The organism is Streptomyces sp. NPDC021225 (genome assembly GCF_044332865.1).
In the GTDB taxonomy this organism is placed as follows: domain Bacteria; phylum Actinomycetota; class Actinomycetes; order Streptomycetales; family Streptomycetaceae; genus Streptomyces.
The window spans coordinates 891,166-917,532 of the sequence record NZ_JBIRPV010000001.1 but is presented as its reverse complement, the minus strand read 5'-3'; the positions used below and the strand labels follow the sequence as shown (position 1 = coordinate 917,532).

Here is a 26,367-nt window from a genome sequence, read left to right as displayed (position 1 = left end):
GACACCTCGTGGGGGGACACCTCGTGGGAGGACGCTCACTGGCCCGCCAGGCCCGTGTGGGCCACGCCGCGGACGATCTGGCGCTGGAAGAGGGTGAAGACCACCAGCAGCGGCAGGCCCGCGATCACGACCGAGGCCATCATCTGGGCGTACCGCAGCCCGTACGAGGACTGGACGTTGACCAGCCCCACCGGCAGCGTCATCCCGTTCGGGTCGGTGGTGACCAGGAACGGCCACAGGAAGTTGTTCCACGTCGAGATGAAGGTGAAGATCGCCACGGCCGCGAGCACCGGCCGGGACAGCGGCATCACGATGGTCCAGAAGACCCGCCACCGCCCCGCCCCGTCCACGAACGCCGCCTCCTCCAGCTCGCGCGGCACCCCGTCGAAGAACTTCACCAGGATGAAGACCATCGCGGGCACGGCGACCTGCGGCAGGATCACGCCCCAGTAGGTGTCGACGAGCCCCATGGAGACCATCTCCGCGAACAGCGGGGCGATCAGCACCTGCGGCGGCACCATGATCCCGGCCAGCACAAGACCGTAGAGCACCTTGCGGCCGCGGAACTCGGTCCGCGAGAAGCCGTACGCGGCCATGGCACACAGCACCACGGTCAGCAGGGTCGTCATCACCGAGATATAGGCGGAGTTGAACATCCACTGCCCGATGTCGCCGGACTTCCACACCTCGCGGTACGCGTCGAAGGTGATCGTCGAGCCGATCCACTTCAGCGGGGTCGTGGTGGTCTCCCCCTCCGGCTTGAGGGAGGTGGCCACCGCCCAGGCCAGCGGCAGCAGCCACACCACCACCAGCCCGAGCGCGACCAGCAGCATGGCGAGCCGCCCCGGTGCCCAGCGGCCCCTGTGCTCCGCGCCTTCCTTCAGACCAGCTGTCTCCGCGCTCATGACCGCGCACCCTCCTCACTCGAGCGGCGGGTCAGCCGCAGTTGCACCAGGGAGACGATCACGATCAGGGCGAAGAAGAGATACGAGACGGCGGAGGCATAGCCGATGCGGTAGCCGGTGAAGCCGGTCTGGTAGACGTACTGGAGGATCGGCCGGGTGGATTCGTCCGGGCCGCCGGCGGTCATGATGTAGACCTGATCGAAGATCTTCAGCGAGGCCAGGATCTGGAGCACCAGCACAACGCCCGTGGTGCGCCGCAGCAACGGCAGGGTGATGTGGCGCAGCCGGGCCCAGGCGCCCGCGCCGTCCAGCTCCGCCGCCTCGTAGAGATGCTGCGGAATGGCCTGGAGCGCGGCGAGGTACAGCAGGAAGTTGAAGCCGACGGTCCACCAGACCGTGGTCAGGACGATGGACAGCATGGCGTAGCGCTCGTCGGTGAGCCAGCCGATCCCCGGGTGCAGACCGAGGGAGGCCAGCGCCTGGTCGGCGAAGCCGAAGTCGGACGGGAAGATCACCCACATGAAGAGCAGCCCGACCACCCCGGACGGCAGCAGGAAGGGCGCGAACCAGCTCAGCCGCCACAGCCACTGGACCACGCGCAGATGGTGCGCGAGCAGCGCCATGCCCAGGCCGACGAGGACGAGGGGGACGGTGGACAGGACGGTGAACCAGACCGTGTTCCACAGCGAGGACCACACATCGGGGTCCCGGAGGGCCTCGGCGTAGTTGTCGAAGCCGATGAAGTGGCTGTCGGTGCCGGTGATGTTGTCGTCGCCGAGGCTCATCTTGACGCCGTAGAGCAGCGGCCAGAGGAGGAAGAGGGCGTAGACGAGGAGGAAGGGTCCGACGAAGACCAGCCCGTGCTCGGTCCAGTGGCGGCGCACGGTCCCGGGCGAGGTGGTGGCCGTGCTCTCGGAGGAGCGGGGCGGGGGCGGGGGCGCGGTGACGGTCGGCGCGCTCATTTCGCACCTCCGAAGGGGTTGGGGGTGTCGAGGAGCTCGCGCAGCCGGGCCTTGGCCTCGTTCAGCGCGTTCCGGGGCGTACGGGAGCCGGTGAACACGCCGGAGAAGGCCGAGCCGAGCTCGATCCACATGAGGGAGGCGGAGCCGGCGAACCAGGCGGGCTCGTCGAGCGCGACGTCGTTGACGACCGAGCGGTATTCGGACTGCGGCTGGAGCTTCAGATACGCGGGGTTCTCCAGTGTCGGCAGATAGGCCGGCACATGCCCGCCCTTGGCCCACTCGACGGTGTGCTTCAGCATCCAGGCCACGAACTCATGGGCCGCTTCGTTGGTCTCGCCGCCCCGGTCGGTCTGGTGGGGCAGCACGAAGGAGTGGCAGTCGGCCTGGGCGGTGGGGCGGCCGAAGAGGGCCGGCACGCGGGTCATGGAGAACGGCAGCTTGGTGGTGCGGAAGGAGCTGATCTCCCACTCGCCGTTGAGGTAGAAGGCGGTCTTGCCGCCGTTGAAGACGCCGACGGAGCCCGGGTAGTCGACCCGGCGGGGGCACAGTCCCTCGTCGGCGAGCATGGCCATGTACTCCAGCACCTTGAGCGCCTTGGCGTCGTCGAGGGCGAGGCGGCGGCCGTCGGCTGACAGGACCTTCCCGCCGGTCTGGGAGTAGAAGGTGGAGAACACCCGCCAGGGGCCGATGACATCGCCGCCGATGGTCTCGGTGACCAGCCCCGGCGCTCCGGTGGCCTTCTTGGCGGCGCGCAGGGCGGCGGTGAACTCCTCGGCGCCGTGGATGGGCTTGAGCTTGCCGTCGGCGCCGAGCAGCCCGGCCTTCTCGCACACCTCGGTGTTGTAGAAGAGCACCATGGGGTGGGTGTCGAGCGGGATGGCGTACTGCTTGCCCCCGACCGCGCCGCGCTTCCAGATGTCCTCGGGGAAGTCGGCGGCGGTCACGCCGTGGTCGGCGAGCAGGTCGAGGTCGAAGGCGTCGAGGAGGCGGCCGGGCGCGAAGCCCGCGAGCCGAGCCAGGTGCAGCGCCGCGACCTCGGGCGCGCGGCCGCCCGCGCCCGCCATGCCGAGCTTGGTGTAGTACGGCGAGCCCCACTGGAACGTGGCGGCCTCCAGGCCGATCGCGGGATGGGCCGCGCGGTAGGCGTCCAGCATCGCGTTCATGTTGACGCCGTCGCCGCCGCCGAAGAGGTGCCAGTAGCGCAGCCGGGTCTTGCCCGCGCAGCCCGGTGAGCATGCTGCGGGCGCGGCGCAACCGGTGGCGCCCGCGCCCATGGCCCCGGCGGCGGCGAGCGCGCCGAGCCCGGAGAGCACGCCGCGGCGACTCGGGGAGGATCGTTGCATTGCGGCTCATTCCTGCTGCCCAGGCAGCGCTGTTCGCTATTTCGAATGCCGCTCGTAACTTCGGACGGGAACATAAGCCGCTGAGGAGTGCACGTCAACGCTTTGAACACGACTCGCCTCACCTCTTGACCCACCTCGGAGCAAGCGCTTACCGTCCGGGCCGATGCGCTTACCGGAATGCCAGACGTGTGCCGGTATACCGAACGACGATCAGGTCTATTTCGGGCGAGCGAGGCGGGTAACGGATGTTCGAGCTGGGAGATCTGACGGTCCGCTACCCGCGGGACGGGGCGCCGGGCGGCGCGGACGATACGGGCGGCGCGGACGGAACCGGAGCCGTGATCGGCCTGGAGACCTTCCCCACCGCGCTCACCGACCGTCTGGCGGCGCCCCGCAACGGCCTGCCGGAGGACTCCGCCCGCCACGACGGCGGCGCTGCGGCTGCGGGCGCAGCGTGCGACCGGGGCGAAGCCCCTGGTTACGGGAAGGGGCGGGGAGGGGAAAAGCCCGCCGCAGGCGCCCGAGGGCCGAGGCCCGGGGCCCGGGCCCCGGGCCCGAGGGCCGGGGCGGCCCCGGGGCCTGGCGGCCCGGCGGCCGGCGCCCGGTGAGGTCAGTCGGTCAGGGAGACGATCATCTTGCCGGTGTTCTCACCGCGCAGCATGCCCAGAAACGCATCCACCGCGTTGTCGACGCCCTTGACCACCGTCTCCCGGTAGTGCAGCGTGCCCTCGCGCAGCCAGCCGCCGACCTCCTCGACGAACTGCTGCTGAAGGTGCTGGTGGTCGTTCACGAGCATGCCCTGGATGCGCAGCCGCTTGCCGATGACGAGGGCGAGGTTGCGCGGCGCGGCGGGCGGCTCGGGCGCGTTGTACTGGGCGATCATGCCGCAGACGGTGACGCGCCCGTGCACGTTGAGGCGGCCGATCGCGGCCTCCAGGTGCTCGCCGCCGACGTTGTCGAAGTAGACGTCGATGCCGTCGGGCGCGGCCTCCTTCAGCTGCTCGGCGACCGGACCCTTCTTGTAGTTGAACGCCGCGTCGAAGCCGTACTCCTCGGTCAGCAGCCTCACCTTGTCGTCGGAGCCCGCGCTGCCGATGACCCGCGAGGCGCCCTTGAGCTTGGCGATCTGGCCGACCTGGCTGCCGACCGCGCCGGCCGCGCCGGAGACGAAGACCGCGTCGCCCTCCTTGAAGGAGGCGACCTCGATCAGGCCCGCGTACGCGGTGAGGCCGGTCATGCCGAGGACGCCGAGGTAGGCGGAGAGGGGGGCGGCGGCGGGGTCCACCTTGACCGCGTGCTGGGCGTCCACCCGCGCGTACTCGCGCCAGCCGCCGAAGTGCAGAACGTGGTCGCCGACGGCGATGCCGTCCGCGGCGGAGGCGATGACCTGGCCCACGGCGCCGCCGTCCATCGGATGGTCGAGCTTGTACGGCGGGGCGTAGGACTTCACGTCGTTCATCCGGCCGCGCATGTAGGGGTCCACCGACATGTACAGGTTGCGGACCAGCACCTGGCCGGGGCCCGGCTCGGTGACGGGGGTCTCGCGCAGCGCGAAGTCCTCGGGCTTCGGCCACCCCTGGGGGCGGGCGACGAGGTGCCACTCGCGGCCGGTGGCGGGAATCTCTGATGTGGCGGGCATGGGTCCTCCAAGTGTTTCAGGTGATGAAACAATCATGTGACTGAATATTTTATGATGTCAAATAAGTGGGTACCCTGGTGCCCATGACCTCCAGTAACGAACCTCCTGATCCGCTGACGCTCGAAGTCGTCGAACTCATCGGCACCATCGTCGCTCGCTATCACGAGGAATACGAACAGGCCGCCGCGAAGCACTCCCTCACCGGCGCGCAGGCCCGGGTGCTCGGGCTGTTGTCCCGCGGCCCGACGCCCATGCGGCACATAGCGCAGCAGCTGAAGTGCGAGCCGTCGAACATCACGGGGATCATCGACCGGCTGGAGGCCCGCGGCCTCGCCGAGCGCCGCCTGGACCCGGCCGACCGCCGCGTCAAGCTGGCCGCCGCGACGAACCGGGGCAGAGAGACCGCCGACCGGCTGCGCGGATCGCTCGACTTCGCGCGCGCCCCGCTGGCCGGGCTGTCGAAGGAGGAGCGCACGGTGCTGCGCGACCTGCTCACGCGGATGGTCGGGACAGCCCCGGCCTGATCCCCGGCCCGACCGTCCCCGGCCCGGCCTTTCCTACGTGCACCACCACAGAAAGCGGTCACAGGTGTCCGAGGGCGAGGGCGTGGGCTGGGTCGGCACGGAGGTGGTGGTGCCGGGGTCGGACGGCGTGGTCGGAGACTGGGTGGCCCCGCCTCCCCCGCCTCCTCCCCCACCGCCCGTGGTCGGGGCCGTGGCGGAGGGGTCGTCCGGTCCGTCGGTCGACGAGGGGTCGTCGGCGCTGGGCGACGAGCTGTCCCTGGCCTTCTTCTTGCCCTTGTCCTTGTCCTCGTCCGACGCGGCGTCCTCGCTCCGGCTCTCGTCCGCGCTCGGGCCGTCCACCCCCGCCGACGACCCCGCCGGCCCCGCGCCCGGCGCTCCGCTCTCGCGCACCCTCGGCCCGCTGGAGTCCCCCTCGCCCGGGCCGCGCTCCGCCTCCGACTTGTCGGGGCTTGACGTGGTCGAGGGCTCATGGAAGATGCCGCCCTCCGTGGCGATCTCCGCCACGAACAGCGCGGCCAGGATGGGGCCGAGCACCGACGCCATGATCGTCACCCGGCGCCCCCGGCCGCGGCGGGCCCTGCGCGCCCGGCCGCCGACGATGCCACGGGGCTTCGGCTTCCGGCGGGCGGCCTTGCGCCGGTCCGCGCGGGTCGAGGCCGCCACGGGCTCCGGGGCGGGCTCGACCTCCGCGCCCTCGTCACCATCCCTGCCGTAGTCCACGGCGGCGGCCTCGACGGCGGCGGCCTCGATGGCGGCGGCCTCGGCGGCGGGATACGCGTACTCCTCAGCTCCGGCGTAGGCGCCGCAACCGGGGCAGGACACAGCGCCGTTGAGGTGGCGGTGGCAGGAAGGGCAGTAATCCATTTCGCCGGGCAGGTTATGTGCCCGGCGGGTAGCGGAGGAACCGCGGATTGTGAGAATCCTGTGCAAGGATCGATTTCACGCCGGGGATGGACCGCTTGGCCGAAATTGTCCGCCCCCGGCGGGCCGGGCCCCGGCGCCTCGTCAGCCCCCGAACGCCGGTTGCGCCAGCCCCTGCCCCGCCCCCGCCAGCACCAGGACCGACCCGGCGAGCGGCTGTTCGGCGGGGCCGAGCCCGACCCGGGCCGAGGTGACGTACAGATCGGTCAGGCCGGAGCCGCCGAAGGCGCACGCGGTCGGGCGGCGCACCGGCAGCTCGACCACCCGGTCGAGGGCGCCGTCCGGGGTGTAGCGGCGGACCGCGCCGCCGTCCCACAGCGCGACCCACACACAGCCCTCGGCGTCCACGCACAGCCCGTCGGGGAAGCCCGCGCCGTCCTCGATCCGCGCGAAGGGGCGGCGGCCGGTGACCTCAGCGCCCGCCACGTCGAAGACGTCGATCCGGCAGGTCGGGGTGTCGGCGTAGTACATGAGGCGGCCGTCCGGGCTCCAGCCGGTGCCGTTGCTGACCGTGACGTCCGGCAGGATCTCCGCGACGGAGCCGTCCGGCGCGATACGGGACAGCGTGCCGCCGCCCGTCGCCTCGTCGTAGCGCATGGTGCCCGCCCACAGCGAGCCGTCCGGCGCCACGGCCGCGTCATTGCCCCGGCGGCCGGGGACCACCTCGTGGACCAGCCAGGAGAACGCGCCGTCGGCCCCGTACAGGCCGATGCCGTCGCGGAGGTTGACGGCCAGGCCGCCGCCCGCCCGGGGCTTGGCGGCGCCGACGTGCTGCTCGGTGGCCAGGACCGTGCGCCGACCGGTGGCCGGGTCGTAGGTGTGCACCCGGGACGAGAGGATGTCGACCCAGATCAGCCGCTGCGCCGCGGCGTCCCAGGTCGGGCCCTCGCCCAGCTCGGCCATCGCCCGCACGGCGACATCGAGCCCGTCGCTGCTGCCGCTGCCGTTCGCTCCGCTCATGCTCCGCGCCTCCGGTGTCCGAGTCGGGCCGACAGCTCACCGGCGCCCTTGGCCGCCAGCTCCGCCAGCTCCTCCTGCCGCTCCTCGCTCCAGCGGATCATCGGCACGGAGATCGACAGCGCCGCCACGACCTGGCCCGCCGAGTCCCGTACCGGCGCCGCCACACAGCTCACATCCGGGTTGGACTCGCGCTGCTCGACCGCGATGCCGCGCTCACGGATGACGGCGAGATGGCGGCGCAGCTCCTCCGGGGAGGTGATGCTGTTGTCCGTCATCGCGATCAGCGGCGCGCCCTCCGGGATCCGGGCCGCCAGGGCCTCCTCCGAGAGGGAGGCGAGCAGCATCTTGCCCACCGAGGTGCAGTGGGCGGGCAGCCGGCGGCCGGCGGCGGAGACCATGCGGACGGCGTGGGTGGAGTCGACCTTGGCGATGTAGATGACATCCGCGCCTTCGAGGATGGCGACATGGACGGTCTCGTCGCAGGTCTCGGCGACGCTGCGGGCCACCTGCCGGCCCTCGGCGGCCAGGTCCAGCTGCTCGGCGTAACGGCTGCCCAGTTGGTACGGGCGCACCCCGAGCCGGTAGCGGCCGGGCTGGTCGGGCACTTGCACCAGGTAGGAGCGGGCGGCCAAGGTGGTCACCAGCTCATGGACCGTGGTGCGGGGCAGCCCGAGCTTACGGGTGATCTCGGGCGCGGAAAGCGTGCCGTCCCCGTCGAGGAAGAGCTCGAGTATGTCCAGAGCCCGGGTTACCGCGGGCACCAGGCGTCCCATATCGCTCGCCCACCCCTCCTGGTCCAGATGACACCATTCGTTCGAGATTACGGCCAGCGGCCGGTATCGCGAACACAGATTACGCAGGGGTGACTTCTCGAGGCAATGGCCAGGGATTGGTACCCCTGGGTAACGTCGGGTGCGTCACGATGGCGCCATGAACTCCGCGCTCGACCCGTCTGCCGACTCCTTCCCCACACCTTTCCCCTTCGTTCTGGTGCTGCTGCGGAGAATGGCCGACTACCACCCGGATCTGGTCGAGGACGCGCTGCGGGAGCTGGGCTTCAGCCGCGCCGTGATGCGCGAGGCCAACCGCCGCTGGCAGGCCATGCGGCGCTCCCCGCGGCGCCGGTCGGCGGTGGCCCACTACCGCTCGGTGCTCGGCGCGCCCGAGGCCCGGGCCGCCCGCCGGATCGGCGATCTGACCTGCGAGGCGCTGAGCTGGCCAGTGCCACTGTGGCCGGATCTGCGGTTCGAGGTGCTGACCGCCCCGGGCGGCGGGGTGTGGAACGAGTGGCTGGTGCGCGCGCCCGGCGCGGCCGGTCCTCCGCTGCGTACGGTGGCGGACCTGGCGCCCTGGTCCTGCACGGTGGACGAGGTGGCGGGGGCCTTCGCGCCCGCCCGGCCGATGGAGGGCTCGGCGCCCACCCGCTGGCGGCTCGCGTTCACCGCCCCGGACGAAAAAGGTGAACTCCACCACTGTGTGGCGGAGTTCACCTGGGGGTTGCTCCAGCGTGTCGACGCCGTCAGGACAGCTTCGCCGTCAGGGTGATCGTCGTACCGGTGAGCGCCTGGCTCACCGGGCAGTTCTTCTTGGCCTCCTCGGCCGCCGCGACGAACGTGTCCTCGTCCACGCCCTCCACCGTGCCCTCCACGGTGAGGTGGATGCCGGTGATGCCGGTGCCCGGCTGGAAAGTGACATCGGCCTGCGTGGTCAGCTGCGTCGGCGGGGTGCCGGCCTGGGTGAGGCCGTGCGACAGCGCCATCGAGAAGCAGCTGGAGTGCGCGGCCGCGATCAGCTCCTCCGGGCTGGTCTTGCCGTTCGCCTGCTCGGCGCGCGAGGGCCAGGAGACGGGCTGCTCTCCGATCCCGGAGGAGTCGAAGGTCACCGCCCCCTTGCCCTCCACCAGATTGCCGTGCCAGACGGTGTGCGCGGTGCGCGTCGTAGCCATGCTTCCTGCCTTCTGTGAGCCTCTGTCGTCGACTTCTACCGACTTCTACCGGGTTCTATCGACTTCTGCGAGCCTGCTGTGGATCACCCGAGTGAATCACCTGGACGGGTGACCTGCCGGTGGTGATCACCCTGCCGGTGGTGATCACCCTGAGCCTACGACCCGGAGCCCACGTTCCACGCGACAAGAGCCGGGCGGCCGTGCTCGGTTCCGATCCGGCTGACGGTCGCCGTGTCGAGGCGGAAGAGCGCGCCCGCGGACGGCGGCAGCCCGAGGCGGCGCGCGGTGAGGACGCGCAGGACATGCCCGTGGGCGACAAGAACCACATCGCCGCGGTCGGCGCGCAGCTCGGACTCCACGGCGGCGAGCACCCGGTCGACGCGGGCGCCGATCTGCTCGGGCAACTCGCCCGGGTGCTCGGCCCCGCCCGGGGCGACGCCGTCGGTCCACAGGGTCCAGTCGGGCCGGGTGCGGTGGATCTCGTCGGTGGTGATGCCCTCGTAACCGCCGTAGTCCCACTCGTGCAGATCCGGCTCGATCCGCGCCCCCTCGATGCCCGCCAGCCGGGCCGTGTGCACGGCCCGGCTCAACGGACTCACCAGAGCGAGCGCGACCTTGCGGTCGGCGAGCAGCGGGCGCAGCGAGCGGGCCTGGTCCTCGCCGCGCGGGGTGAGCGGCTGATCGGTCCAGCTGGTGTGCTTGCCCGTCCGGCTCCACTCGGTCTCGCCGTGCCGGATCAGCACCAGCTCACCCATGGCTGCCCGGCGCTCCCGCCTCACCCGCCGCCGCCTTGGCCTTCGCCTGCTCCTCGGCGACGGAGGCGCGGACCGCGTCCATGTCCAGGCCGCGGGCCTGGCCGATGACGTCCTCCAGGGCGGCCTCGGGGAGGGCACCGGGCTGGGCGAAGACGGCGATGTTCTCGCGCACGATCATCAGGGTCGGGATGGACTGGATGTCGAACGCGGCGGCCAGCTCCGGCTGCGCCTCGGTGTCCACCTTCGCGAAGACCACGTCCTGGTGGGTCTCCGAGGCCCGGTCGTAGACGGGCGCGAACATCCGGCACGGTCCGCACCAGGAGGCCCAGAAGTCGATCAGGACGAAGTCGTTCCCCGAGACGATCTCGTCGAAGTTGTCCTTGGTGAGTTCAACGGTGCTCATGCCTGCGTTACCTGCTTCCGTGCTGTCGGCAGTGGCCGTGCCCGCGTCAACCAGACCACCCCGAACGGTATTCCTGTCCGGGTCGCGCCGCAGGTCAGAGGGGGCGTACCGGCCGTAGGACAGCAGGCTGCGGCCGCGGGCTCAGGCCGTGTCGACCCAGGTGACCTGGTGTGCCTCGGTGGGGTCGGGGGTCTCCCAGCGGCGGATCAGCCGGTCGATGACCGCCTCGGGCACCGGCCGGGGCCGCGCGGCGTTACGGGCGCGCAGCACCGCGGGCGGCGCCTCGAGGGCCACCAGCTCGACCCGCCCGCCGTACCCGGCCACCAGCCCCACGGACTGCTCGCGCAGCCGCCGCGAGACGTTGGTGGCGTTCCAGACGAACGGCTCGCCCGCGCGCAGATGCCCCCGGGCCGCCTCCCGCGCGGCCGCCACCACCGGGGCCTGGTCGGCGGCCGGATCCACGCCCAGCTCGGCGCGCAGCGCGTCCAGGCTGACGACGGGCAGGCCGGGGCGGTGCGCTCCGATCCAGTGGTCCTTGCCCACGCCGGGCAGGCCCGACAGGACGGTCACCGTCATACGGGTGTCGTCGTACGCGGCGTAGTCCGGGTCCCGGCCGGGGGTGCGGAAGTACTCGAAGCGGGCGTGGTCGGAGGGGAACCGGCGCGGGGTGGTCAGGCAGTCCTGCTCGGCGCAGTACTCGCGGTACAGGGCGACGTTCTCCAGCATCGCGTCCATGTCGCCGCAGATCCGGCCGAGGATGTCGGCCGTCGCCAGCACCGCCAGGTCGTCGTTGCTCGCCAGCAGGGAGGCCCGGAAGGCGATGCGCTCCAGGTCGGGCCGCTCCAGCGCCCAGAACGGCACCTGGTGGTGTCTGACCAGGGCGGCGACATGCTCGCGCCAGGCGATCGGCGCCCCCAGCTCCCACAGCACCCTGCGGGCGATCAGCTCGCCGCGCCGGGAGTGGCCGCGGGCGGTGATCCGCCCCTCGGGATCGGTGGCCGTGCAGTCCGGCTTCGCCGCGTCGTGCAGCAGCACGGCGGCGAACAGCAGCTCCCGCCCGGCCGCGGGCCTGGCCCGCCACTCGGGCAGCCCCGCCAGCGCCTCGGCGGCCATCCGGGTGTGGGTGGCCACATCGCCCTCGCCGTGGTGGACGGTGTCCTGCGGTACACCCGCCAGACGGCGGATCCACGGATACGCCGAGACGATCCGGTCCCAGGGCACCGTCCAGTCCGGCGCCACGGGGCACAGCTCCAACAACTCCCGGAAGGGGGCCTCAGGCGCGCGCATACATCACCGCCGGGTCCCGGAGCCGGTTGGGCACGATCGGGCGGTCGAGCCAGTGCGTGCCGGAGTCCAGCACGCTGGTGAGGAAGCCGGGGCGCACCCACTTGTAGCGGCCCGCCACCACGCCGTCCTCCTCGACCTTGACGTACAGGCCCTCCATGAAGTCCGAGGAGTCGGTCTCCGCGGCCACCCGCCCGGGGTCGAGGCCGCCCGCCTCGGCCGTCTCCCGCAGCGCCGCCCGCCACCCCTCCGTACGGCAGGTCGAGGGCCCGACGAACGCGGTGAGCGCGTCAAGGCCGGAGAGCGGCCCGGTGTGCAGGACGGGCACCGAGTGGACCGGCAGCCCCTCCAGCAGCTCGCGGCGGCGGGCCGTGGACAGGAACACGTCCTCGTCGCGGTCCAGCACATCGAACTCGTTGAAGTAGTGCGGCAGCGCGTCGTAGTACACCGTGTGCTTGGCGTAGAGCCACTCGCCGTACAGCACATGGCGGCTCCCCAGGCGCGGCCACAGCAGATCCCGGACCAGCGCCGCCCACGCCTTGAACGGCGAGAAGTGGCGCTCCCGGGGCCCGCCGGTGAGGAAGTGGCCACGGCTCTGGAGCCGCAGCTCGCCGTCCGGCGTGAAGCTGATCGCCGCGTTGGCACCGTCGAGCTTCTCCTCGACCACCAGATACCGGCCCGCGATCTCGGCGAACGGCACGGCGGCCAAGTCCTCGTCGCCGGGCTGGAGTCGGGAGCCCTGGAGATGCGGGGTCCTCGGGTACTTGCGGATCACGGGATTCTTTCTATGCCGTACGCGACGGACCGGGCAACGAGATTTCGAGGCCCCGGACAGGCCTTGGGGGTCGGTGAAGGCCGGACCCGCGCTGTTCGGGTCCGGCCTTCTCGCGTCCGAGTCACGCGCAGCCCGCAGCGTGGATAAGGACGTCTTCCACGGTAGGGCGAGCCACTGACAACGGGGCCGAGCGGTGCGGAGCACTATGGAACAGCGACGGATGAGCGGGGCCGAGGGGGAACCGTGGACATGGCACGCATGACGACGACATGGCTGACACCGGAGGAGCGGTTCGGCTGGTGGCACGACATGACGGCCTCGACGCTGATCCCGACCGCGATGGGCAGCGACCGGGCGGCGGACTTCGAGGCCACGGCCCGCGTGCTGAACCTCGGTGACGTCCAGGTCTCCGACATGACCTATCCCACGCTGACCGTGACCCGGACCCCACGGCTCATCCGGCACAGCGACCCCGGCTTTGTGCAGCTGTCGCTCACGCTCTCCGGGAACATGGGGCTGTCGCAGTTCAGGAGCCACACCCTGCTCGGCTCCGGGGATCTGGCGGTGTACAGCTCCTCGGAGCCGTTCGACGGCTGGGCCGGCCCCGAGGGCACGGCCCCGGTCCGCCAGTTACTCCTGCATCTGCCCCGGGCGGCCCTGCCGCCGGCCGCGCGGCAGGTGGACCATGTCGCGGCGACCCGCATACCCGGCGGCGGGGGATTCGCCGCGCTGCTGGCCCAGTTCCTCACCCATGTCGCCCGCAATCCGCACCAGTTCGGCCCCCAGGACGCGGCCCGGCTGTCCACCACGCTGATCGACCTGCTGTCCCACACCGTCGCCCAGCGGCTCGACACCGTCGCCGCCCTGCCGCCCGAGAGCCGGGAGCGCTCGCTGCTGCTCCGGGTCCAGGCCTTCGTCCGCCGCCATCTGCACGAGCCCGGCCTCACCCCGGACGCCGTCGCCGCGGCCCACCACATCTCCACCCGCTCGCTCCACCGCCTCTTCCAGCGGCACGGCCTGACCGTGGCCTCCTGGATCCGCGACCAGCGCCTCGAGCGCTGCCGCCGCGACCTCGCCGACCCCCGGCTCGCCGCCCGGCCGATCCACGCCATCGCCGCGGGGTGGGGGTTCCCCCGCCCCGGCGACTTCACCCGCGCCTTCCGCGGCGCCTACGGCCTGCCGCCGCGCGAGTACCGCCACCGCTCGTACCGGGAATCCGGTCCCTATCTCAGCATGGCTCGAACCAGTGGGCGGCCACCCGCGCCGCGGGCGGAAAGCTGAACGGCTGCTTCCGGTCGGTGAGCATGTGCAGGATGAACTCGCCGGTGCCGCAGTCGAAGCGCTGCCAGTCGTTGAAGTCCTTCAGCACGAGCACCGGCCAGTCGTCCGGGTCGTCGGCGCCGGTCAGCCAGTGGAACGTCACCTCCTGCTCCGAGCTGCCCCAGATCAGCACGCCGCCGGGCGCGGGATACACCGGGTAGGGCCGGTACAGCTCGGCGTACTTCGGCGTGCTCACGCCCCAGTCGACGAGATCCCAGCCCAGGGCGCCCGGCACCAGCAGATCCAGATAGCCGTCGAAGCCGCCCGCGCCGAACAGGTCGACGATCTCCTTGTAGCCGCCGGGCAGGGCCGTGCCGAGCGCGGATTCCGCGGCCGCCCAGTCGATCGCGCCGTCGGCGCCGGACGGCCGCGGCCCCTCCCACCCGGTGACGACCGCCAGCCGCTCCGGCCACCCGGTGCCGGGCGGGAAGTCGCCCCGGCGGGCGACGACGATCACCCCGCGCGGCCCGTCCGCCATGGCCGTCAGGCCGTACCCCAACCAGTGCTCGTTCAGCGCCCAGCCGCGCAGCTCCACCACCTCGCCGTCGCCCGCCCCGGTGGGCGGACCGCCGAACGCGGGAGTGGGGACGCCCGCGGTGACCAGCCGCCGGACGGGCTGCCGGGTCCAGGGCAGCACCTCCAGGACGACCTGCTCCAGCAGCGCCGGATCCCATCCGTCGCGCACCAGACACACATGCCCCGCCCCGTGCCCGGGCAGCGGGCAGTGCGGCCGGGGGTCGGTCAGGGTCTGATCGAGCAGGGCGCGGAGCTCGGTGGTGCTGTCCATGCGGCCCAGTCAACGTCACGGGACCGACAACGCCGGCTCAGGGGTGCCGCGTCACACCTCGTTGTCCGGCCAGCCGAGGAACCGGGCGCCGATCACCGCGGTCTGAAGGGTGTAACGGTGGACGGGGTCGGCCGGGTCGGTGCCGGTGAGCGTGCGGATGCGCTCCAGCCGATACGTCAGGGCGCGCACGCTCAGGTTGAGGCGGCGTGCCGCCTCGGCCGCGACGCATCCGGAGTCGAAGTACGCGTTCAGCGTGTCGACCAGCGGCTGCGCGCCGCCCCGTGCGTCCCGCAGCGGCCCCAGGGTGTGGCGGACCAGGTCGGCCATGGCCTGCCGATCCCGGGTCAGGACCGGATAGACCAGCAGATCGGCGGCGCGCAGCACGGGGTCGTCCAGCTCCAGGCGGTCGGCCAGATCCAGGGCGTTGAGGGCTTCCTCATACGAGTGGACGACGCCGCCGGCGCCCGGATGGGCCCGCCCGATGGCCACCCGGCCGCCCTCGGTGGCCGCGTACGCCTGCTTGGCGAAGAACGTCAGAACGTCGTCCTGGTCACCGGGCGCGACGCAGATCAGCCGCCCTTCCTTGGTGGCCAGCAGGATGCTCCGCTCGCCGAACCGGGCGACCAGCGCGCTCGTCACCTGCCGGGTGGCCGGGTGGGTGTCGTCGACCGCCGGGCCGCCCTGGGCCACGGCGACCGCGTGCGCGTGCGAGAGCAGCAGGCCGAAGCGTACGGCGCGCTCGGCCAGGCGGCCCAGATCGCTTCGGCCGTAGAGCAGATCGTCGATGAACTCCCGCCGGGCGGCCTCCTCCCGCCGCACCGCGAGCCGCTGCGCCCGCTCATGCCCCTCGGCGAACGCGTCGATCGCCTGCTCGACGGCCACCAGCAGACGGTCGGTGCCCGTGGCGGGAAGACCGGCCCCCACCTCGCGGGCCGCGGCCAGATGCCGCCGGACCAGAACCCGCAGCCCCTCCCCCTCCTCCGCGGCGCGCTCCCCCTGCGCCCGCAGAAACTCCAGCTCGTCCCGCGTGAGCCGACGGCCGGTCGGACACACATCGGCCAGAATCCGGACGTACCCCTCCAGAGCGTCGCCGACCATCTCCCGTTCCCCCACGAGTCCTCCTGACGCGCCCGGACGACTGCACGGCATCCGGCACCCGGCATTAATAACGCGTCAATATTGCCGGATCACAGCAATGCGGCAGGACGGGCGCAGCCGTCACGATGGTCGCGGGGGACACGGGGGACACCTCCGGTGCCGGGCTACGGAAACTCCGGCACCGGAACGCTCGGGACAAGCAGCCGCCAAGGAGCTCGGCACCACCACCGAACGCGACACGATCAACACCGTCCTGCGCGAGGTCACAGCCCGCTACCGACGGCTGCGGGCTCTCGACGAAGCGCATGAGCGTGTGGCCGACGGCGCCTTGGACATCGACTTCATGAGCCGCCAGACGATGCCCGCCAGTAAGTCTCCCGGCGGGGAACGCGCCCCAGATGCGATACGGCTTGGTGGCTCACATTCTCCCCGGACCTCCCCCTTGACACCCCGACGAGAGTAGCTCTTTGCTGATTCTGCCAGCGCTAAAAAGCGCTTGTTTCCTCAGCGGTGGATATCTGTAGACATTCACGCCTGCGAAGGTGGACACCGATGTCCAGAATTCACGGAAATCCCTCAGATCCGACCCTCCCGGAGATCGCGAGCAAGCTGGCGGAGCTGGAGCAACGGAATGCGCATCTGCGCGAGCAGGTCGCGGCACTCTCCTGTAAGTCCGAGGAGGACGCGGAGAACAAGGACGCGTACAGTCGCGGTGCCGAGACGTCGGACCCAGTGGACAGCACGCTTCGTGATCGCCCGTTGCGAGTCTCCAGACCTGGACGGCTGGGAGCCTCCGACCGGCCTGGCAGCCCAGCACCGCCGCTTGAATGGCGGTCCAGACAGTGCCGCCGATGTTGAGCAGCCTTGCACTACTCGCCGGGGGCGATGATCTCCAGTTTCGGGAAGTAAGAGCGGAAGTCCTTTCGGTTCCGGGTCAGGAGCCGATACCCCTTCACCGCCGCATGCGCACCGATGTAGAAGTCGGGCAGCGGAGTCGTCCTGGCTCCTCCGGCTCGCCGGTACTTCAAGAACGCCTTGCCCGCGAGGAATCCGGCTTCCCAGGGGAGGGCTTCGCGTGCGTAGTCCTCGGCGGGGATGGCTGTGTCCAGGTCCTCACGGCGGGTGTACTGGATGGACACCTCGGCATAGATAAGTGGGTTGATCACCGCGCCGCCGTCGATAGCCTCAGCGATCTTCTCGACGGACCATTCGGCCCACTTCGGGTCGTCACCCAGCATGTCAAGCAGGACGCAGGAGTCGACCAGAGTCGGGACGTTACTCACCGCGCAGCAACTCCATGAGTTCGTCGGTGGACATGCCCCGGGTCTCGGGGTTGTTCGCGGTGCCACGGGCTCGCCGTACCGCACGCTGCCCGCGTGTCTCTTCCGCCCGGAGCACCGGGGCAGGGTGAGCCGCGTCGCGGGCGAGGAGGTCGAGAGCGTACGCCTGGAGCGACTTGCCGGCTTGAGCAGCATGCACCTTCACGGCGATGAGGATGTCGTCCGGGACATCCCGGATGGTCAATGCGGTCATACCCCCATCGTAGCCGCAATGCATGCATTGCATGCAATGCAGCTACCGCATGCAAAGCTCGCCCCACGCGTCCGGGCATACCCGCCGACGAAACCGCACCCGCTGGGCTCGATCGCAGCCGCGACGGCGACGGCCAAGGAACCGGTGGTCGACGCACGCCGGAGGCGCCGCATCCCCGGGAAGGGCACATTGCCGCCGGCGTGGTCACTCCTGCGTCCCCCGCACGGGTCAAAGATCACGCGGTCCATCGTCCGGCTCCGCCTCCGTAGCGGCGGCTGCTGGGGTGATACGGCGGTAGGCGGCGCGGGCATGGATGATGCGGGCCAGCGCCGTGCCGACGAGAGCCGCGGCACACAGGCAGGCGAGCCAGAACGTGTCACGGTGCCCGGCCCAGGTGAGGGTTCCCGCGGGCGGAATGGCGAAGCCGTTGAGGAACAGCCAGCACAGCACGGCCGTGCCAGGAGCGGCGGTGAAGCGCGCGCACAAGCCCAAGAGGCCGGCCAGCAGGGACAGCGCCGTCAGCGCAAGCCCGGGACGGTCCGTGCCCACGAGGGCGTAGTGCAGTGCGACCAGCACCATTGCCCCGCCAACGGCCGTGGCCCACACCAGCGGGGTGGCGACGGGTTGAGGAACAGGCCTGGGCCCGTAGCTCAGGGGCGCCCACTCGATCATGCTGTCGCTTCCTTCCGGTCCTGCCCCAAGCAGTGGGGGGTGCCTTCCCGGCGGCGTGGTCCCTGTCCGGGGATTGTTCCACCGCGCCCTCGACCGTGCCCTCGTCGGCTGAATCCGGATGCTCGTCAGGGTGGCATCGACGGTTGTCCGAATGAACATCAAACCAGGCGGCGGACACGGTCGTTGGGCAGCCCGGTACCGGCACGCGCGGCATGTCGTGGTGGCCGCTCCAGCACTCGGCCTCCCAGCGCCGACTGCGGTCCCCGGGACGACGAGGGTGGCGGGCAGTCGGCCTGCCCGGGGCTCAGCTCGGCTCAGCTGAGCTCGGCGAAAGCCTCCACAGCGGCGGTCTTTCCGGTGACGATGATGACGTCGCCCTTCTCGACCACGGTCTCGGCCGTCGCGTAAGTGAAATCCTCGCCCATGGGCTTGATGCCCACGATCGTGACCCCGTACAGGCTGCGCAGCCTGCTCTCACCAAGTGGAACACCCCGCACGACACTCGGCGCGAGCGTCTTCACCAGGGCGTAGTCGTCATCGAACTCAATGAAGTCCAGCATCCGACCGGTCACCAGATGCGCGACGCGCTCACCCATCTCGTGCTCCGGCAGCACGACGTGGTGGGCGCCGAGCCGTTCCAGAATCTGGCCGTGCTGGCGGCTGATGGCCTTCGCCCAGATGTTGGTGACGCCCGCTTCCAGCAAGTTGGAGGTGACGAGCATGCTCGCTTCGATATCCGTTCCGATGGCGACGACGGCGCTGCTGAAGTCCTCGACGCCGAGCTGCGCGAGTGCTTCCGGGTCGGTGCAGTCGGCCACCACGGCGTGGGTGAGCGAGTCGCTGTACCTCTGGACGAGCCGAGCGTTCTCGTCGACGCCCAGAACGTCCCAGCCGCGCCGCATGAGCTCAGCGGCGAGGGAGCTGCCGAACCGGCCGAGTCCGATCACCGCCACCCGCTGGTCGCCGCGCGGCGGCGACTGTCGCGCCGGCCGCTTGCGGCGGAGGTTGCGCAGGGTTCGCAGAAAATCAGCCAATGATAGGTCGCTCCTCGGGTAGCTGGTAGCGGCGGGTTCGCTCGCGCAGCGCCAGCGCCGAGACCAGGGTGACCGGGCCGAGTCGCCCGATGAACATCAGCACGGTCAGGATCAACTGGCCGGAGACGGGCAGATCCGCGGTGATGCCCGTGGACAGGCCCACCGTGCCGAACGCCGAGACGACCTCGAAGAGCACTGCCTCGAAGCGTGCTTGCGTCACGGTCAGCAGGGCCAGCGTGGCGGCCATCACCAGGCCGATACTCAGCAGCGCGACGGTCAGTGCCTGGCGCAGCACGTGCGGCGCCAGCCGCCGCCCCATGACAGCCGACGTGGGCTCGCCCCGTACCTCCGCCAGTATCGCGGCACCCAGTACCGCGAAGGTGGTGACCTTGATGCCGCCCGCCGTCCCCGCGCTGCCCCCGCCGATGAACATCAGTATGCACATCAGGAGCAGCGTCGACGGCTGAAGCGCACCGGTGTCGATGCTGTTGAAGCCCGCGCTCCGGGTCATCGTGGAAGTGAAGAACCCGTTCAGCACCTTGCGTGGGGTGCCGAATGCCCCCAGCGTCCCTTCGTTGTCCCATTCGAGCAGGCAGATGAGTACGGTGCCGGTGGCCAGCAGGATCGCGGTGGCGCCGAGCGTCAGCTTGGTGTGCAGCGACCAGCCGCGTCGTCCCGTGAGCCGCTGCCGCCTGCGGTGGCGCAGCAGCTCCAGCAGTACGGGGAAGCCGAGCCCGCCCAGGATGACCGCAGCCGCTGTGGGCAGGGTCACCCACGGGTCCTGCGCGTAGCGCGTCAGGCTGTCGGCGTGCAGCCCGACACCGGCGTTGCTGAAGGCCGAGACGGCGTGGAAGAAACCCAAGTAGGCGGCTTCCCCATGGGGCATGCCGTAGGCGAAGCGGAAGCGCAGGGCGAGGATCGCGCCGACCGCCAGTTCGACGATCAGCGTGGTCCCGGCCACGCCGAGCAGTACCCGGCGCACATCCCCGATGCCCAGGCTCTTGGTCTCCGCCTGAGCGGTGAGCTGCATCCGCAGCCCCAGCTTGCCGGACACCAGCAGGGCCAGCAGCGAGGCCATCGCCATGATGCCGAAACTGCCCACCTGGATCAGGCCCAGGATGACGCCCTCTCCGAAGCCACTCCAATACGTGCCCGTGTCCACCACCGCAAGGCCTGTCACACAGACCGAGGAGGTCGAGGTGAACAGCGAGGTGACCAAACCGGCCGAGCCCCGCCCCTCGGCGGCCACCGGCAGCGACAGCAGCACCGTGCCGACGAGAATCACCAGCGCGAAGGCGAAGACCACGCTCCGGGCAGGATGGCCGAAAAGGGCGCGGCGCACCGGCGTCGCATGTCGAGTCACCTGCGGTCCCTTCCCCTTCGCACCACCGCGGAAAGCGTACGTGACCCTCGACGGGCGTCCCGCCGCCACCTGACGCGAGGACTTCCCAAGTGGCTCCGGGCGGGGACAAGTTCGCGGACGACCCGCAGCACGGGCGCAGCGCTCCCACAGTTGGCCGGTATCCGTGCTGCGAAACATTGGTCGTTTCCTGGTCTGCCTCTCTCTATTTGCTGGGCTCGCTCTGGAGAGCGGGTTCCTAGGGTCATGGCTGTCCCCCGGAGGGCCGGTTCACGGACCTCCGCATCCCCACTGATCTGGAGACATCCGATGCGTGCCCTGCCCCGTCGTGTCCTTCTCGCCGCTCCCGCCGCCGTCCTGATGTTCACCCTCGTCGCCTGCGGTGGCGGTTCCGACGACAGCTCCAGCAGCTCCAACGCCGCCGACACCCAGCAGTCCGCCCCGAGCACGGGCGGTGCCGAAGCGGGCGGGGAGGCCGGAGGCGACACCGACGACAAGAAGGAGCCGCCGCTGACCGGCGAGATCAAGCAGAAGGCCGAGGCCGCCGCGCTGGCCAAGTACCCGGGCACGGTCCTGAAGTCCGAGGAGGACGCGGAGAAGCCCGGCATGTACGCGGTCGAGGTGCGGAAGCAGGACGGATCGACGGTCGAGATCTACCTCGACAAGTCGTACAACGTCACCGGCACCAAGCAGGAGGGCACCGAGGAAGAGGAAACGGAGAACGCCGGCTGACGGCCGAGGGAGACGGAGGAAGCCGGCACCGCGCGGGTTCCGGCCGAAGTCGCCCACCGAGCAACCCTCGTTGCCCGGGGCGACGGCCTCCGCAACGTCTCCTCCCGGCGGTGGCGCGGCGCCGAGGAGGAGGAGGAGGAGGAGGAGGACGGCGACCGATCCGGCGATGACTGACTCCCCCGGCCGGACTCCTCAATCCATGCCCCTCAGGCCCCAGGCGGGTTCTCGTGAACGCCCCAACTCCCGTGGCACTGCTGTGCGAGCCTGTCGCCATGCGGCTGCTGCTGATCGAAGACGACGACCGGATCGCCGGACCGCTCACCGAAGGGCTGGGACGCTACGGCTACACGGTGGACCGGGCCCGTACCGGCGCCGCCGGCCTGACGGACGCCACGGCCTCCCCGGACCTGGTGCTGCTCGACCTCGGTCTGCCGGACATGGACGGGCTGGACGTGTGCCGCAGCCTGCGGGCGAAGTCCGGCGTGCCGATCATCATGATCACTGCGCGTGGCGAGGAAGCCGATCGCATCGTCGGGCTCGAACTCGGCGCCGACGACTACCTGGCCAAGCCGTTCGGCGTACGGGAGCTGGTCGCCCGCATCCGTGCGGTCACCCGGCGCACCACCGGCGCCCTGCCCGTCGACTCGCCGGAACCCGCCGGGCCGCCCGCCGCTCCGGGGGGCGGCGCACAGCGGCTGGGGCCGCTGGAGATCGACCGTAGAACCCGTCAGGTCCGCCTCGACGGTGGTGAGATATCGCTGACTCCACGGGAGTTCGATCTGCTCGCGTATCTCGCTCAGGACCCCGGCGCCGTGCACTCACGTCAGCAGATCATGGACGCGGTGTGGGACCCGCACTTCTTCGGCCCCACCAAGACTCTCGACGCCCATGTCGCCGCGCTGCGCCGCAAGCTGGGAGACCCCGGGTGGATCACCACCGCGCGCGGGGTCGGCTTCCGCCTCACCGATCCCGACCAGGACCTGCCGTCCGAGGCCTCGGGGTGACCCGCCGCCTGCTGTTCAGCTACCTCGGTCTGGCCCTGCTGGTGCTGGCCGGGCTGGAGATCCCGCTCGGCGTCATCTACGCCCGCGCCGAGGTCTCCCGCGCCTCCCAGATCGTGGAGCGCGACGCCTCCATGCTCGCGGAGGTCACCGAGGAGAACATCGAGAAGGGCAACCTCGACGCGCTGCCCGACGTGATCGGCGACTACGCCACCCGTACCGGCGGACGGGTCGTGGTGACCGACCGCACCGGCATCGTCCTCGCCGACTCCCGAACGCAGGCCGGCACGGGCACGGATCTCTCCGGCGAGCCCGACATCGCCCGTGCCCTGCGCAACGAGCCCACCGTGGTCGCCGGGGACGACGTCCTGTCGGCCACCATGCCCGGCGCCTCCGGCACCACGATCCGCGGCGCCCTGCGCCTGACCTATCCGATGGCCGAGGTCACCGCCCGCGTCCACCGCATCTGGGGCGCCCTCGCGCTGGCCGGCGCCTGCATCCTGGCCGGGGTGGCGCTGGTCGCCTTCACCCTGGCCCGCTGGATCACCCGCCCCTTGCGCACGCTGGAGGCCGCCACCGCCCAGCTCGCCGACGGGCACCTCGCGAACCCGCCGGACACGAGCACCGGCCCGCCCGAACTGCGCCGCCTGGCCGCCTCGTTCACCCACACGGCCACCCGCTTGCAGCACCTGCTCGAGGCCCAGCACGCGTTCGCCTCGGAAGCCTCCCACCAGCTCAAGACCCCGCTGACCGCGCTGCGCCTGCGGCTGGAGAACTTCGAGCCCTACCTCGACCCTCGCGCCCACGGCAGCCTGGAGGAGTCCGTCGGCGAGGTCGAGCGCCTCGGCCGCATGGTCCAGGGCCTGCTCGCGCTGGCCCGGCTCGAGAACGCGGCGACCACCGCCGAACCGGTGGACCTGGACGCGGTCCTGACCGAGCGCGCCGCGATGTGGGAGCCGCTCGCCGCCGAACAGCACGTCGCCGTCAGCATCACCGGCGTACCGGCGGGCCGGGTATGGGCGATTCCAGGGGCCCTGGAGCAGATCATCGACAACCTGGTGGCCAACGCCCTGCGCGTCTCACCGCCCGGCACCACCATCGCTCTGGCCCGCACCCCCGGCGCCGAACTCCACATCGTCGACCAGGGTCCGGGAATGTCCGCGTCCGACCGCGAGCGCGCCTTCGACCGCTTCTGGCGCGCCTCCGACACCCACCACGACGGCACGGGCCTCGGCCTGCCCATCGTCCGCCACCTCGTCCGCGCCTCCGGCGGCGAGATCACCCTGCACGACGCTCCCGGCGGCGGCCTGGACGCCCGAGTCCGCCTGCGGCCTACGGTCGGCGGGCGGTCGCGAACAGGGAACGGGACGTCGCGTTCGGCGCAGACAAGACGGCGGCAGCACGCTGATCACGGTGCGTAGGGTTCGAACGTCTGCCTCGCCGGCGGTGCCACCGGTGAACCGGGAGCGAACCCGAGGGCACGCCTGCTCGCACCTTGGGTCTGCACGTCCAGGGCACGGTCCCATGCCTCGAGCGAGAGCCGCATATCGGAGCGCACGCGGGTCAACTCCCGTACAAACAGCTCGGCCTCCTGCGGATCGCAGGCGAATTTCCCAGCCATCGGCTCGTGACCTCCCCCGTGAGATCTTTACGTGATAGCACCACTGGATAACCTGCTGCCAGGCCGGCGCGCGGGGTGCCGGCCGGTGGGCGATTGCATGAGGAGCACGGTTGTGGAGACGGATTCCCAGGGGGCCGGGCGGCTGGTGGCCGGCCGGTACCGACTGGCAGGCGGGCTGGGCCAGGGCGGGATGGGAGTGGTCTGGAGGGCGACCGATGAGCTGATCGGACGGGTTGCGGCAGTCAAGGAGTTGCGTACTCCGCCAGGGCTGTCGGCCGAGGAGCGGTCGACGTTCGGCGAACGGGCCTTGCGCGAGGCCCATACGGCGGGTCGGCTCAACCATCCCGGTGTTGTGGCGATCTACGATCTCGTGCCGGCGACGTCCGAGGACGACGCTGTCTACATCGTCATGGAGCTGGTGGAGGCACCCTCGCTGGCGGAGCTCCTGGAGTGGTACAGGACTCTGCCCCAGGAGCGAGTGGTCCCTATAGCCGGTCAGTTGCTGGCCGCTTTGAACGCGGCGCACTCGATCGGACTCGTGCACCGGGACATCAAGCCCAGCAATGTCATGGTGCTGCCCGGCGACCACGTCAAGCTCGTCGACTTCGGCATCGCTCACGCCATGGACGACACCCGCCTGACCCGCGACGGCGTCGCCGGCTCGACCGGCTATATGGCCCCGGAACTGTTCCAGGGCGCTGGTCCCTCTCCCGCGACGGATCTATGGTCACTCGGCGCCACCTTGTTCCACGCCACAGAGGGACACGACCCATTCGCCCGCGAGACCCCGGCCGCCACCCTGCACGCCATCCTCCACGACGACCTGCCGCCGCTGAACAGCCACCCCCCGCTCTCCACACTCATCACCGGCCTCCTCACTCGCGACACCACCGCCCGGATGACCAGCGACGAAGCCGGCACCCTGCTCGCATCCGCCCCCACCGCACCGCCCCCGGCAGAACCGCCCCGCCCAGGCCAGACGACGGGTGAGGGCCACACCACCGCTGCCAGGCCGATGACGACGCCACCGCATACGCCGTCAGCTCCACCGGCACACTCCCCCCAAGCCACCTGGGAGGGCCACCCGACCGCCATCGGACAGCACGCCTACGCCGCCCACGCGCCCGGCCCCATGCCGTACGCCCCACCGGCTCACCCCCCGACCCCCACGCCCGGGGCGGAGAAGCAAGGGGCCATGTGGATCGCCCTTGCGGTGGTGGTGGCGCTTCTTCTGGGAGGTGGAGCCTTCTTCCTCCTCAGAGACGACTCCGACAACGACGCAAAGTCTGAACAGCAGGCGGAAAAAGCTACGCCCACGCGCACGTCCACGTCCACGCCCACGTCCACGCCCACGTCCACGCCCCAGGGGGCTGGGGCCGCCGGTGAGAAGACGTGGCCCAACCTGAGCCAGAACCACGTCACCGACCCGATCAGCTACCCCATGACGCCTCCCGCCGGCGGCGACCACGACCCCGCCTGGCAGAACTGCAACGGCGACGTCTACAGCAGCCAGATCCGCGACGAGAACGCCGTGCACTCCCTGGAACACGGTGCCGTCTGGGTCACGTACAACGACAAGGCCGCCCGCACGGACGTCACGGCGCTGGAGGCCAAGGTGGCCAAGACGCCGTACACCCTGATGAGCCCCTACAAGAACCAGTCGTCACCGATCACGCTGACGGCCTGGGGACACCAGCTCGACGTCCAGAACGCGTCCGACGCGCGGGTCGACGAATTCCTCGACAAGTACGTCCAGGGCGCACAGACCCCCGAGCCAGGGGCTGCCTGCACCGGCGGGGTGTCCTCGTAGCCGCTGTGACCTCACCTGCGAGACCTTTACTCGATGACACACCTCGCCCACCTGCGGTAAGACCGGCGTGCGGGGCGCCGACCACCGGTGTCGGCTTCGGTGACCGCACGTCCTCGGGTCGCACATGCGCCGCGAACGGCTGGGCTGCCAGGCGCAGGCAACGCGGAACAAGTAACACCCACCCCCTGATCGACACCTCCGCCCTCGCCCGCGTCCTCGTCGGCCGGACCACGGCCGAGTGGGACGACAGAATCGGCGCGGGACTCGTCGCCCTGTGCGACATCACCGAGCTGGAAGTCCTTTATTCCGCACGCGCGGCGGCGGACCGGGAGCGCGTGAAGCACACGCTGAACGCCCACTACACCTGGTGCCCCACGCCCGAGAGCATCTACCGACGCGCACGCGTCATCCAGGAGCTGCTCACCGCCAAGGGCGAGCACCGTAGTGCGGGCCCCGTCGACCCGCTGGTAGCCGCCGCGGAAGAGGCGGAGCTGACCCTGCTTCACTACGACCGCGACTTCGAGACGATCGCCCGTACGACGGGACAGCCAGTACGGATGATCGCTCTCAAGGACTGATCGGTCTCAGGGATGGAGTCATGTGCACCCAGCAGCAGCCGCGGGTGGGACTCGAACCCACGGCCGACGGATTATGAGTCCTTTGAGGATCTTGGCGGTCCTTGCCGATCAGTGTCCGTTCACGACGTTTGTGCTGTTCAGGCCGGGTGCACCGTGTCTACACCCCTCAGTCTTTGCCTGTCTGTTCCTATCCTTGCGTCCCAACTGCGTCCCGACACCGCCCCCAGACGGCTAGGAACACCGGACAGTCGGGCGATTACGCCAGCTCAGAGATGGGTTCCGAGCCCGTCCGCAGCGGATTTCCTTTCCAACACACAGAGGCTCCGCCCCAAGCAGTGACGACGGAGCCTCTGTGATCAGCGTGGATGGCCCTTCGCCCGCCTGGTCCGCACCCTCCTGGAGGGC

28 protein-coding genes and 1 pseudogene are annotated in these 26,367 nt (G+C 70.8%); 10 read left to right on the top strand and 19 right to left on the bottom strand.

Going from position 1 to position 26,367, the window contains the following annotated elements:
- Window positions 1–35: 35 nt before the first annotated feature.
- From ACH4S9_RS04215 to ACH4S9_RS04205, 3 genes are read right to left on the bottom strand one after another with little or no spacing between them, the layout of a single operon-like run.
- A complete protein-coding gene (locus tag ACH4S9_RS04215) occupies window positions 36–905 on the bottom strand; it encodes a carbohydrate ABC transporter permease (RefSeq protein WP_398369693.1) in 870 nt (289 codons plus the stop codon).
- Window positions 902–1,867, bottom strand: coding sequence for a carbohydrate ABC transporter permease (locus ACH4S9_RS04210; RefSeq protein ID WP_398369691.1), 966 nt, complete (start codon window positions 1,865–1,867; stop codon window positions 902–904). Before ACH4S9_RS04210 ends, ACH4S9_RS04215 begins: the two co-directional genes overlap by 4 nt.
- Window positions 1,864–3,210, bottom strand: a complete 1,347-nt coding sequence (locus ACH4S9_RS04205) for an extracellular solute-binding protein (protein ID WP_385345756.1) — start codon at window positions 3,208–3,210, stop codon at window positions 1,864–1,866. The genes ACH4S9_RS04210 and ACH4S9_RS04205 overlap by 4 nt, the downstream gene beginning before the upstream one ends.
- 245 nt (window positions 3,211–3,455) lie before the next feature.
- Between ACH4S9_RS04205 and ACH4S9_RS04200 the strand changes: the two genes are divergently transcribed.
- Window positions 3,456–3,818, top strand: a complete 363-nt coding sequence (locus ACH4S9_RS04200) for a hypothetical protein (RefSeq protein WP_398369689.1) — start codon at window positions 3,456–3,458, stop codon at window positions 3,816–3,818.
- 2 nt (window positions 3,819–3,820) lie between these two features.
- Here ACH4S9_RS04200 and ACH4S9_RS04195 read toward each other — a convergent pair whose 3' ends face one another.
- Window positions 3,821–4,849, bottom strand: a complete 1,029-nt coding sequence (locus ACH4S9_RS04195) for an NADP-dependent oxidoreductase (RefSeq protein WP_398369687.1) — start codon at window positions 4,847–4,849, stop codon at window positions 3,821–3,823.
- Window positions 4,850–4,932: 83 nt separating this feature from the next.
- Between ACH4S9_RS04195 and ACH4S9_RS04190 the strand changes: the two genes are divergently transcribed.
- Complete coding sequence (locus ACH4S9_RS04190) at window positions 4,933–5,373, top strand: MarR family transcriptional regulator (RefSeq protein WP_311722698.1); 441 nt, start codon at window positions 4,933–4,935, stop codon at window positions 5,371–5,373.
- Window positions 5,374–5,406: 33 nt separating this feature from the next.
- On the opposite strand, the gene ACH4S9_RS04185 is transcribed toward ACH4S9_RS04190, so the two are convergent.
- The 3 genes from ACH4S9_RS04185 to ACH4S9_RS04175 form a co-directional block, all read right to left on the bottom strand.
- Window positions 5,407–6,237, bottom strand: a complete 831-nt coding sequence (locus ACH4S9_RS04185; RefSeq protein WP_398369684.1) for a hypothetical protein — start codon at window positions 6,235–6,237, stop codon at window positions 5,407–5,409.
- Window positions 6,238–6,378: 141 nt separating this feature from the next.
- The gene (locus ACH4S9_RS04180) at window positions 6,379–7,254 is read right to left on the bottom strand and encodes an SMP-30/gluconolactonase/LRE family protein (protein ID WP_398369682.1); all 876 of its coding nucleotides are present in this window, start codon (window positions 7,252–7,254) and stop codon (window positions 6,379–6,381) included.
- Window positions 7,251–8,027, bottom strand: a complete 777-nt coding sequence (locus ACH4S9_RS04175; protein ID WP_398369680.1) for an IclR family transcriptional regulator — start codon at window positions 8,025–8,027, stop codon at window positions 7,251–7,253. The genes ACH4S9_RS04180 and ACH4S9_RS04175 overlap by 4 nt, the downstream gene beginning before the upstream one ends.
- Window positions 8,028–8,184: 157 nt before the next feature.
- On the opposite strand from ACH4S9_RS04175, the gene ACH4S9_RS04170 reads away from it, so the two are divergent.
- A complete protein-coding gene (locus ACH4S9_RS04170) occupies window positions 8,185–8,799 on the top strand; it encodes a hypothetical protein (protein WP_361189994.1) in 615 nt (204 codons plus the stop codon).
- Here ACH4S9_RS04170 and ACH4S9_RS04165 read toward each other — a convergent pair.
- The 5 genes from ACH4S9_RS04165 to ACH4S9_RS04145 all read right to left on the bottom strand — a co-directional run bounded on the left by ACH4S9_RS04165 (window position 8,774) and on the right by ACH4S9_RS04145 (window position 12,416).
- Window positions 8,774–9,199: an OsmC family protein gene (locus ACH4S9_RS04165; RefSeq protein ID WP_311722693.1), complete on the bottom strand. Its 426-nt coding sequence runs from the start codon at window positions 9,197–9,199 to the stop codon at window positions 8,774–8,776. The genes ACH4S9_RS04170 and ACH4S9_RS04165 overlap by 26 nt on opposite strands.
- 155 nt (window positions 9,200–9,354) lie before the next feature.
- On the bottom strand, window positions 9,355–9,954 hold the full coding sequence (locus ACH4S9_RS04160) for a histidine phosphatase family protein (protein WP_311722692.1): 600 nt from the start codon (window positions 9,952–9,954) through the stop codon (window positions 9,355–9,357).
- Complete coding sequence (gene trxA, locus ACH4S9_RS04155) at window positions 9,947–10,411, bottom strand: thioredoxin (RefSeq protein WP_311722935.1); 465 nt, start codon at window positions 10,409–10,411, stop codon at window positions 9,947–9,949. Before trxA ends, ACH4S9_RS04160 begins: the two co-directional genes overlap by 8 nt.
- A gap of 87 nt (window positions 10,412–10,498) precedes the next feature.
- Window positions 10,499–11,644, bottom strand: coding sequence for an AAA family ATPase (locus ACH4S9_RS04150; protein WP_398369677.1), 1,146 nt, complete (start codon window positions 11,642–11,644; stop codon window positions 10,499–10,501).
- Entirely contained in the window at window positions 11,631–12,416 is a 786-nt protein-coding gene (locus ACH4S9_RS04145; RefSeq protein ID WP_358847079.1) for an RNA ligase family protein, read from the bottom strand. The genes ACH4S9_RS04150 and ACH4S9_RS04145 overlap by 14 nt, the downstream gene beginning before the upstream one ends.
- A gap of 249 nt (window positions 12,417–12,665) precedes the next feature.
- On the opposite strand from ACH4S9_RS04145, the gene ACH4S9_RS04140 reads away from it, so the two are divergent.
- Window positions 12,666–13,697, top strand: coding sequence for a helix-turn-helix domain-containing protein (locus ACH4S9_RS04140; RefSeq protein WP_398369675.1), 1,032 nt, complete (start codon window positions 12,666–12,668; stop codon window positions 13,695–13,697).
- On the opposite strand, the gene ACH4S9_RS04135 is transcribed toward ACH4S9_RS04140, so the two are convergent.
- Together ACH4S9_RS04135 and ACH4S9_RS04130 are read right to left on the bottom strand one after the other, a co-directional pair.
- On the bottom strand, window positions 13,645–14,523 hold the full coding sequence (locus ACH4S9_RS04135) for a hypothetical protein (protein WP_398369673.1): 879 nt from the start codon (window positions 14,521–14,523) through the stop codon (window positions 13,645–13,647). The two genes, ACH4S9_RS04140 and ACH4S9_RS04135, sit on opposite strands and share 53 nt — an antisense overlap.
- A gap of 51 nt (window positions 14,524–14,574) precedes the next feature.
- Complete coding sequence (locus tag ACH4S9_RS04130) at window positions 14,575–15,621, bottom strand: PucR family transcriptional regulator (protein WP_398370505.1); 1,047 nt, start codon at window positions 15,619–15,621, stop codon at window positions 14,575–14,577.
- A 196-nt stretch (window positions 15,622–15,817) separates the two neighbouring features.
- Between ACH4S9_RS04130 and ACH4S9_RS04125 the strand changes: the two are divergent.
- Window positions 15,818–16,084: pseudogene (locus tag ACH4S9_RS04125) on the top strand (hypothetical protein); the annotation flags it as partial.
- Between the two features lie 406 nt (window positions 16,085–16,490).
- On the opposite strand, the gene ACH4S9_RS04120 reads toward ACH4S9_RS04125, so the two are convergent.
- From ACH4S9_RS04120 to ACH4S9_RS04100, 5 genes are all read right to left on the bottom strand, one after another.
- Window positions 16,491–16,904, bottom strand: coding sequence for a type II toxin-antitoxin system VapC family toxin (locus tag ACH4S9_RS04120; RefSeq protein WP_398369671.1), 414 nt, complete (start codon window positions 16,902–16,904; stop codon window positions 16,491–16,493).
- Window positions 16,897–17,154: a FitA-like ribbon-helix-helix domain-containing protein gene (locus ACH4S9_RS04115; RefSeq protein ID WP_311722686.1), complete on the bottom strand. Its 258-nt coding sequence runs from the start codon at window positions 17,152–17,154 to the stop codon at window positions 16,897–16,899. Before ACH4S9_RS04115 ends, ACH4S9_RS04120 begins: the two co-directional genes overlap by 8 nt.
- 228 nt (window positions 17,155–17,382) lie before the next feature.
- Window positions 17,383–17,826, bottom strand: a complete 444-nt coding sequence (locus tag ACH4S9_RS04110) for a hypothetical protein (protein WP_311722685.1) — start codon at window positions 17,824–17,826, stop codon at window positions 17,383–17,385.
- Window positions 17,827–18,140: 314 nt separating this feature from the next.
- On the bottom strand, window positions 18,141–18,860 hold the full coding sequence (locus ACH4S9_RS04105) for a potassium channel family protein (RefSeq protein ID WP_398369668.1): 720 nt from the start codon (window positions 18,858–18,860) through the stop codon (window positions 18,141–18,143).
- Complete coding sequence (locus ACH4S9_RS04100; protein WP_311722683.1) at window positions 18,853–20,223, bottom strand: potassium transporter TrkG; 1,371 nt, start codon at window positions 20,221–20,223, stop codon at window positions 18,853–18,855. Before ACH4S9_RS04100 ends, ACH4S9_RS04105 begins: the two co-directional genes overlap by 8 nt.
- Window positions 20,224–20,529: 306 nt before the next feature.
- On the opposite strand from ACH4S9_RS04100, the gene ACH4S9_RS04095 reads away from it, so the two are divergent.
- The 5 genes from ACH4S9_RS04095 to ACH4S9_RS04075 all read left to right on the top strand — a co-directional run bounded on the left by ACH4S9_RS04095 (window position 20,530) and on the right by ACH4S9_RS04075 (window position 25,962).
- Window positions 20,530–20,952, top strand: a complete 423-nt coding sequence (locus ACH4S9_RS04095) for a peptidase (RefSeq protein WP_398369665.1) — start codon at window positions 20,530–20,532, stop codon at window positions 20,950–20,952.
- 272 nt (window positions 20,953–21,224) lie between these two features.
- Complete coding sequence (locus ACH4S9_RS04090; RefSeq protein WP_311722933.1) at window positions 21,225–21,956, top strand: response regulator transcription factor; 732 nt, start codon at window positions 21,225–21,227, stop codon at window positions 21,954–21,956.
- A complete protein-coding gene (locus tag ACH4S9_RS04085; RefSeq protein ID WP_398369663.1) occupies window positions 21,953–23,374 on the top strand; it encodes a sensor histidine kinase in 1,422 nt (473 codons plus the stop codon). The genes ACH4S9_RS04090 and ACH4S9_RS04085 overlap by 4 nt, the downstream gene beginning before the upstream one ends.
- 312 nt (window positions 23,375–23,686) lie before the next feature.
- Window positions 23,687–25,384, top strand: a complete 1,698-nt coding sequence (locus tag ACH4S9_RS04080) for a DUF3105 domain-containing protein (protein WP_398369661.1) — start codon at window positions 23,687–23,689, stop codon at window positions 25,382–25,384.
- A gap of 185 nt (window positions 25,385–25,569) precedes the next feature.
- Complete coding sequence (locus tag ACH4S9_RS04075) at window positions 25,570–25,962, top strand: PIN domain nuclease (protein WP_398370503.1); 393 nt, start codon at window positions 25,570–25,572, stop codon at window positions 25,960–25,962.
- Window positions 25,963–26,367 lie beyond the last annotated feature (405 nt).

Excerpts from the sequence above, each read along its gene's own strand:
- ACH4S9_RS04215 (WP_398369693.1), bottom strand. The coding sequence starts at position 905 with ATGAGCGCGGAGACAGCTGGTCTGAAGGAAGGCGCGGAGCACAGGGGC.
- ACH4S9_RS04160 (WP_311722692.1), bottom strand. The coding sequence starts at position 9,954 with ATGGGTGAGCTGGTGCTGATCCGGCACGGCGAGACCGAGTGGAGCCGG.
- ACH4S9_RS04110 (WP_311722685.1), bottom strand. The coding sequence starts at position 17,826 with ATGATCGAGTGGGCGCCCCTGAGCTACGGGCCCAGGCCTGTTCCTCAA.
- ACH4S9_RS04180 (WP_398369682.1), bottom strand. The coding sequence starts at position 7,254 with ATGAGCGGAGCGAACGGCAGCGGCAGCAGCGACGGGCTCGATGTCGCC.
- ACH4S9_RS04200 (WP_398369689.1), top strand. The coding sequence starts at position 3,456 with ATGTTCGAGCTGGGAGATCTGACGGTCCGCTACCCGCGGGACGGGGCG.
- ACH4S9_RS04175 (WP_398369680.1), bottom strand. The coding sequence starts at position 8,027 with ATGGGACGCCTGGTGCCCGCGGTAACCCGGGCTCTGGACATACTCGAG.
- ACH4S9_RS04115 (WP_311722686.1), bottom strand. The coding sequence starts at position 17,154 with ATGACCGCATTGACCATCCGGGATGTCCCGGACGACATCCTCATCGCC.
- ACH4S9_RS04135 (WP_398369673.1), bottom strand. The coding sequence starts at position 14,523 with ATGGACAGCACCACCGAGCTCCGCGCCCTGCTCGATCAGACCCTGACC.
- ACH4S9_RS04165 (WP_311722693.1), bottom strand. The coding sequence starts at position 9,199 with ATGGCTACGACGCGCACCGCGCACACCGTCTGGCACGGCAATCTGGTG.
- ACH4S9_RS04150 (WP_398369677.1), bottom strand. The coding sequence starts at position 11,644 with ATGCGCGCGCCTGAGGCCCCCTTCCGGGAGTTGTTGGAGCTGTGCCCC.
- ACH4S9_RS04095 (WP_398369665.1), top strand. The coding sequence starts at position 20,530 with ATGCGTGCCCTGCCCCGTCGTGTCCTTCTCGCCGCTCCCGCCGCCGTC.
- ACH4S9_RS04130 (WP_398370505.1), bottom strand. The coding sequence starts at position 15,621 with ATGGTCGGCGACGCTCTGGAGGGGTACGTCCGGATTCTGGCCGATGTG.
- ACH4S9_RS04210 (WP_398369691.1), bottom strand. The coding sequence starts at position 1,867 with ATGAGCGCGCCGACCGTCACCGCGCCCCCGCCCCCGCCCCGCTCCTCC.
- ACH4S9_RS04170 (WP_361189994.1), top strand. The coding sequence starts at position 8,185 with ATGAACTCCGCGCTCGACCCGTCTGCCGACTCCTTCCCCACACCTTTC.
- ACH4S9_RS04140 (WP_398369675.1), top strand. The coding sequence starts at position 12,666 with ATGGCACGCATGACGACGACATGGCTGACACCGGAGGAGCGGTTCGGC.
- ACH4S9_RS04185 (WP_398369684.1), bottom strand. The coding sequence starts at position 6,237 with ATGGATTACTGCCCTTCCTGCCACCGCCACCTCAACGGCGCTGTGTCC.
- ACH4S9_RS04090 (WP_311722933.1), top strand. The coding sequence starts at position 21,225 with ATGCGGCTGCTGCTGATCGAAGACGACGACCGGATCGCCGGACCGCTC.
- ACH4S9_RS04205 (WP_385345756.1), bottom strand. The coding sequence starts at position 3,210 with ATGCAACGATCCTCCCCGAGTCGCCGCGGCGTGCTCTCCGGGCTCGGC.
- ACH4S9_RS04190 (WP_311722698.1), top strand. The coding sequence starts at position 4,933 with ATGACCTCCAGTAACGAACCTCCTGATCCGCTGACGCTCGAAGTCGTC.
- ACH4S9_RS04195 (WP_398369687.1), bottom strand. The coding sequence starts at position 4,849 with ATGCCCGCCACATCAGAGATTCCCGCCACCGGCCGCGAGTGGCACCTC.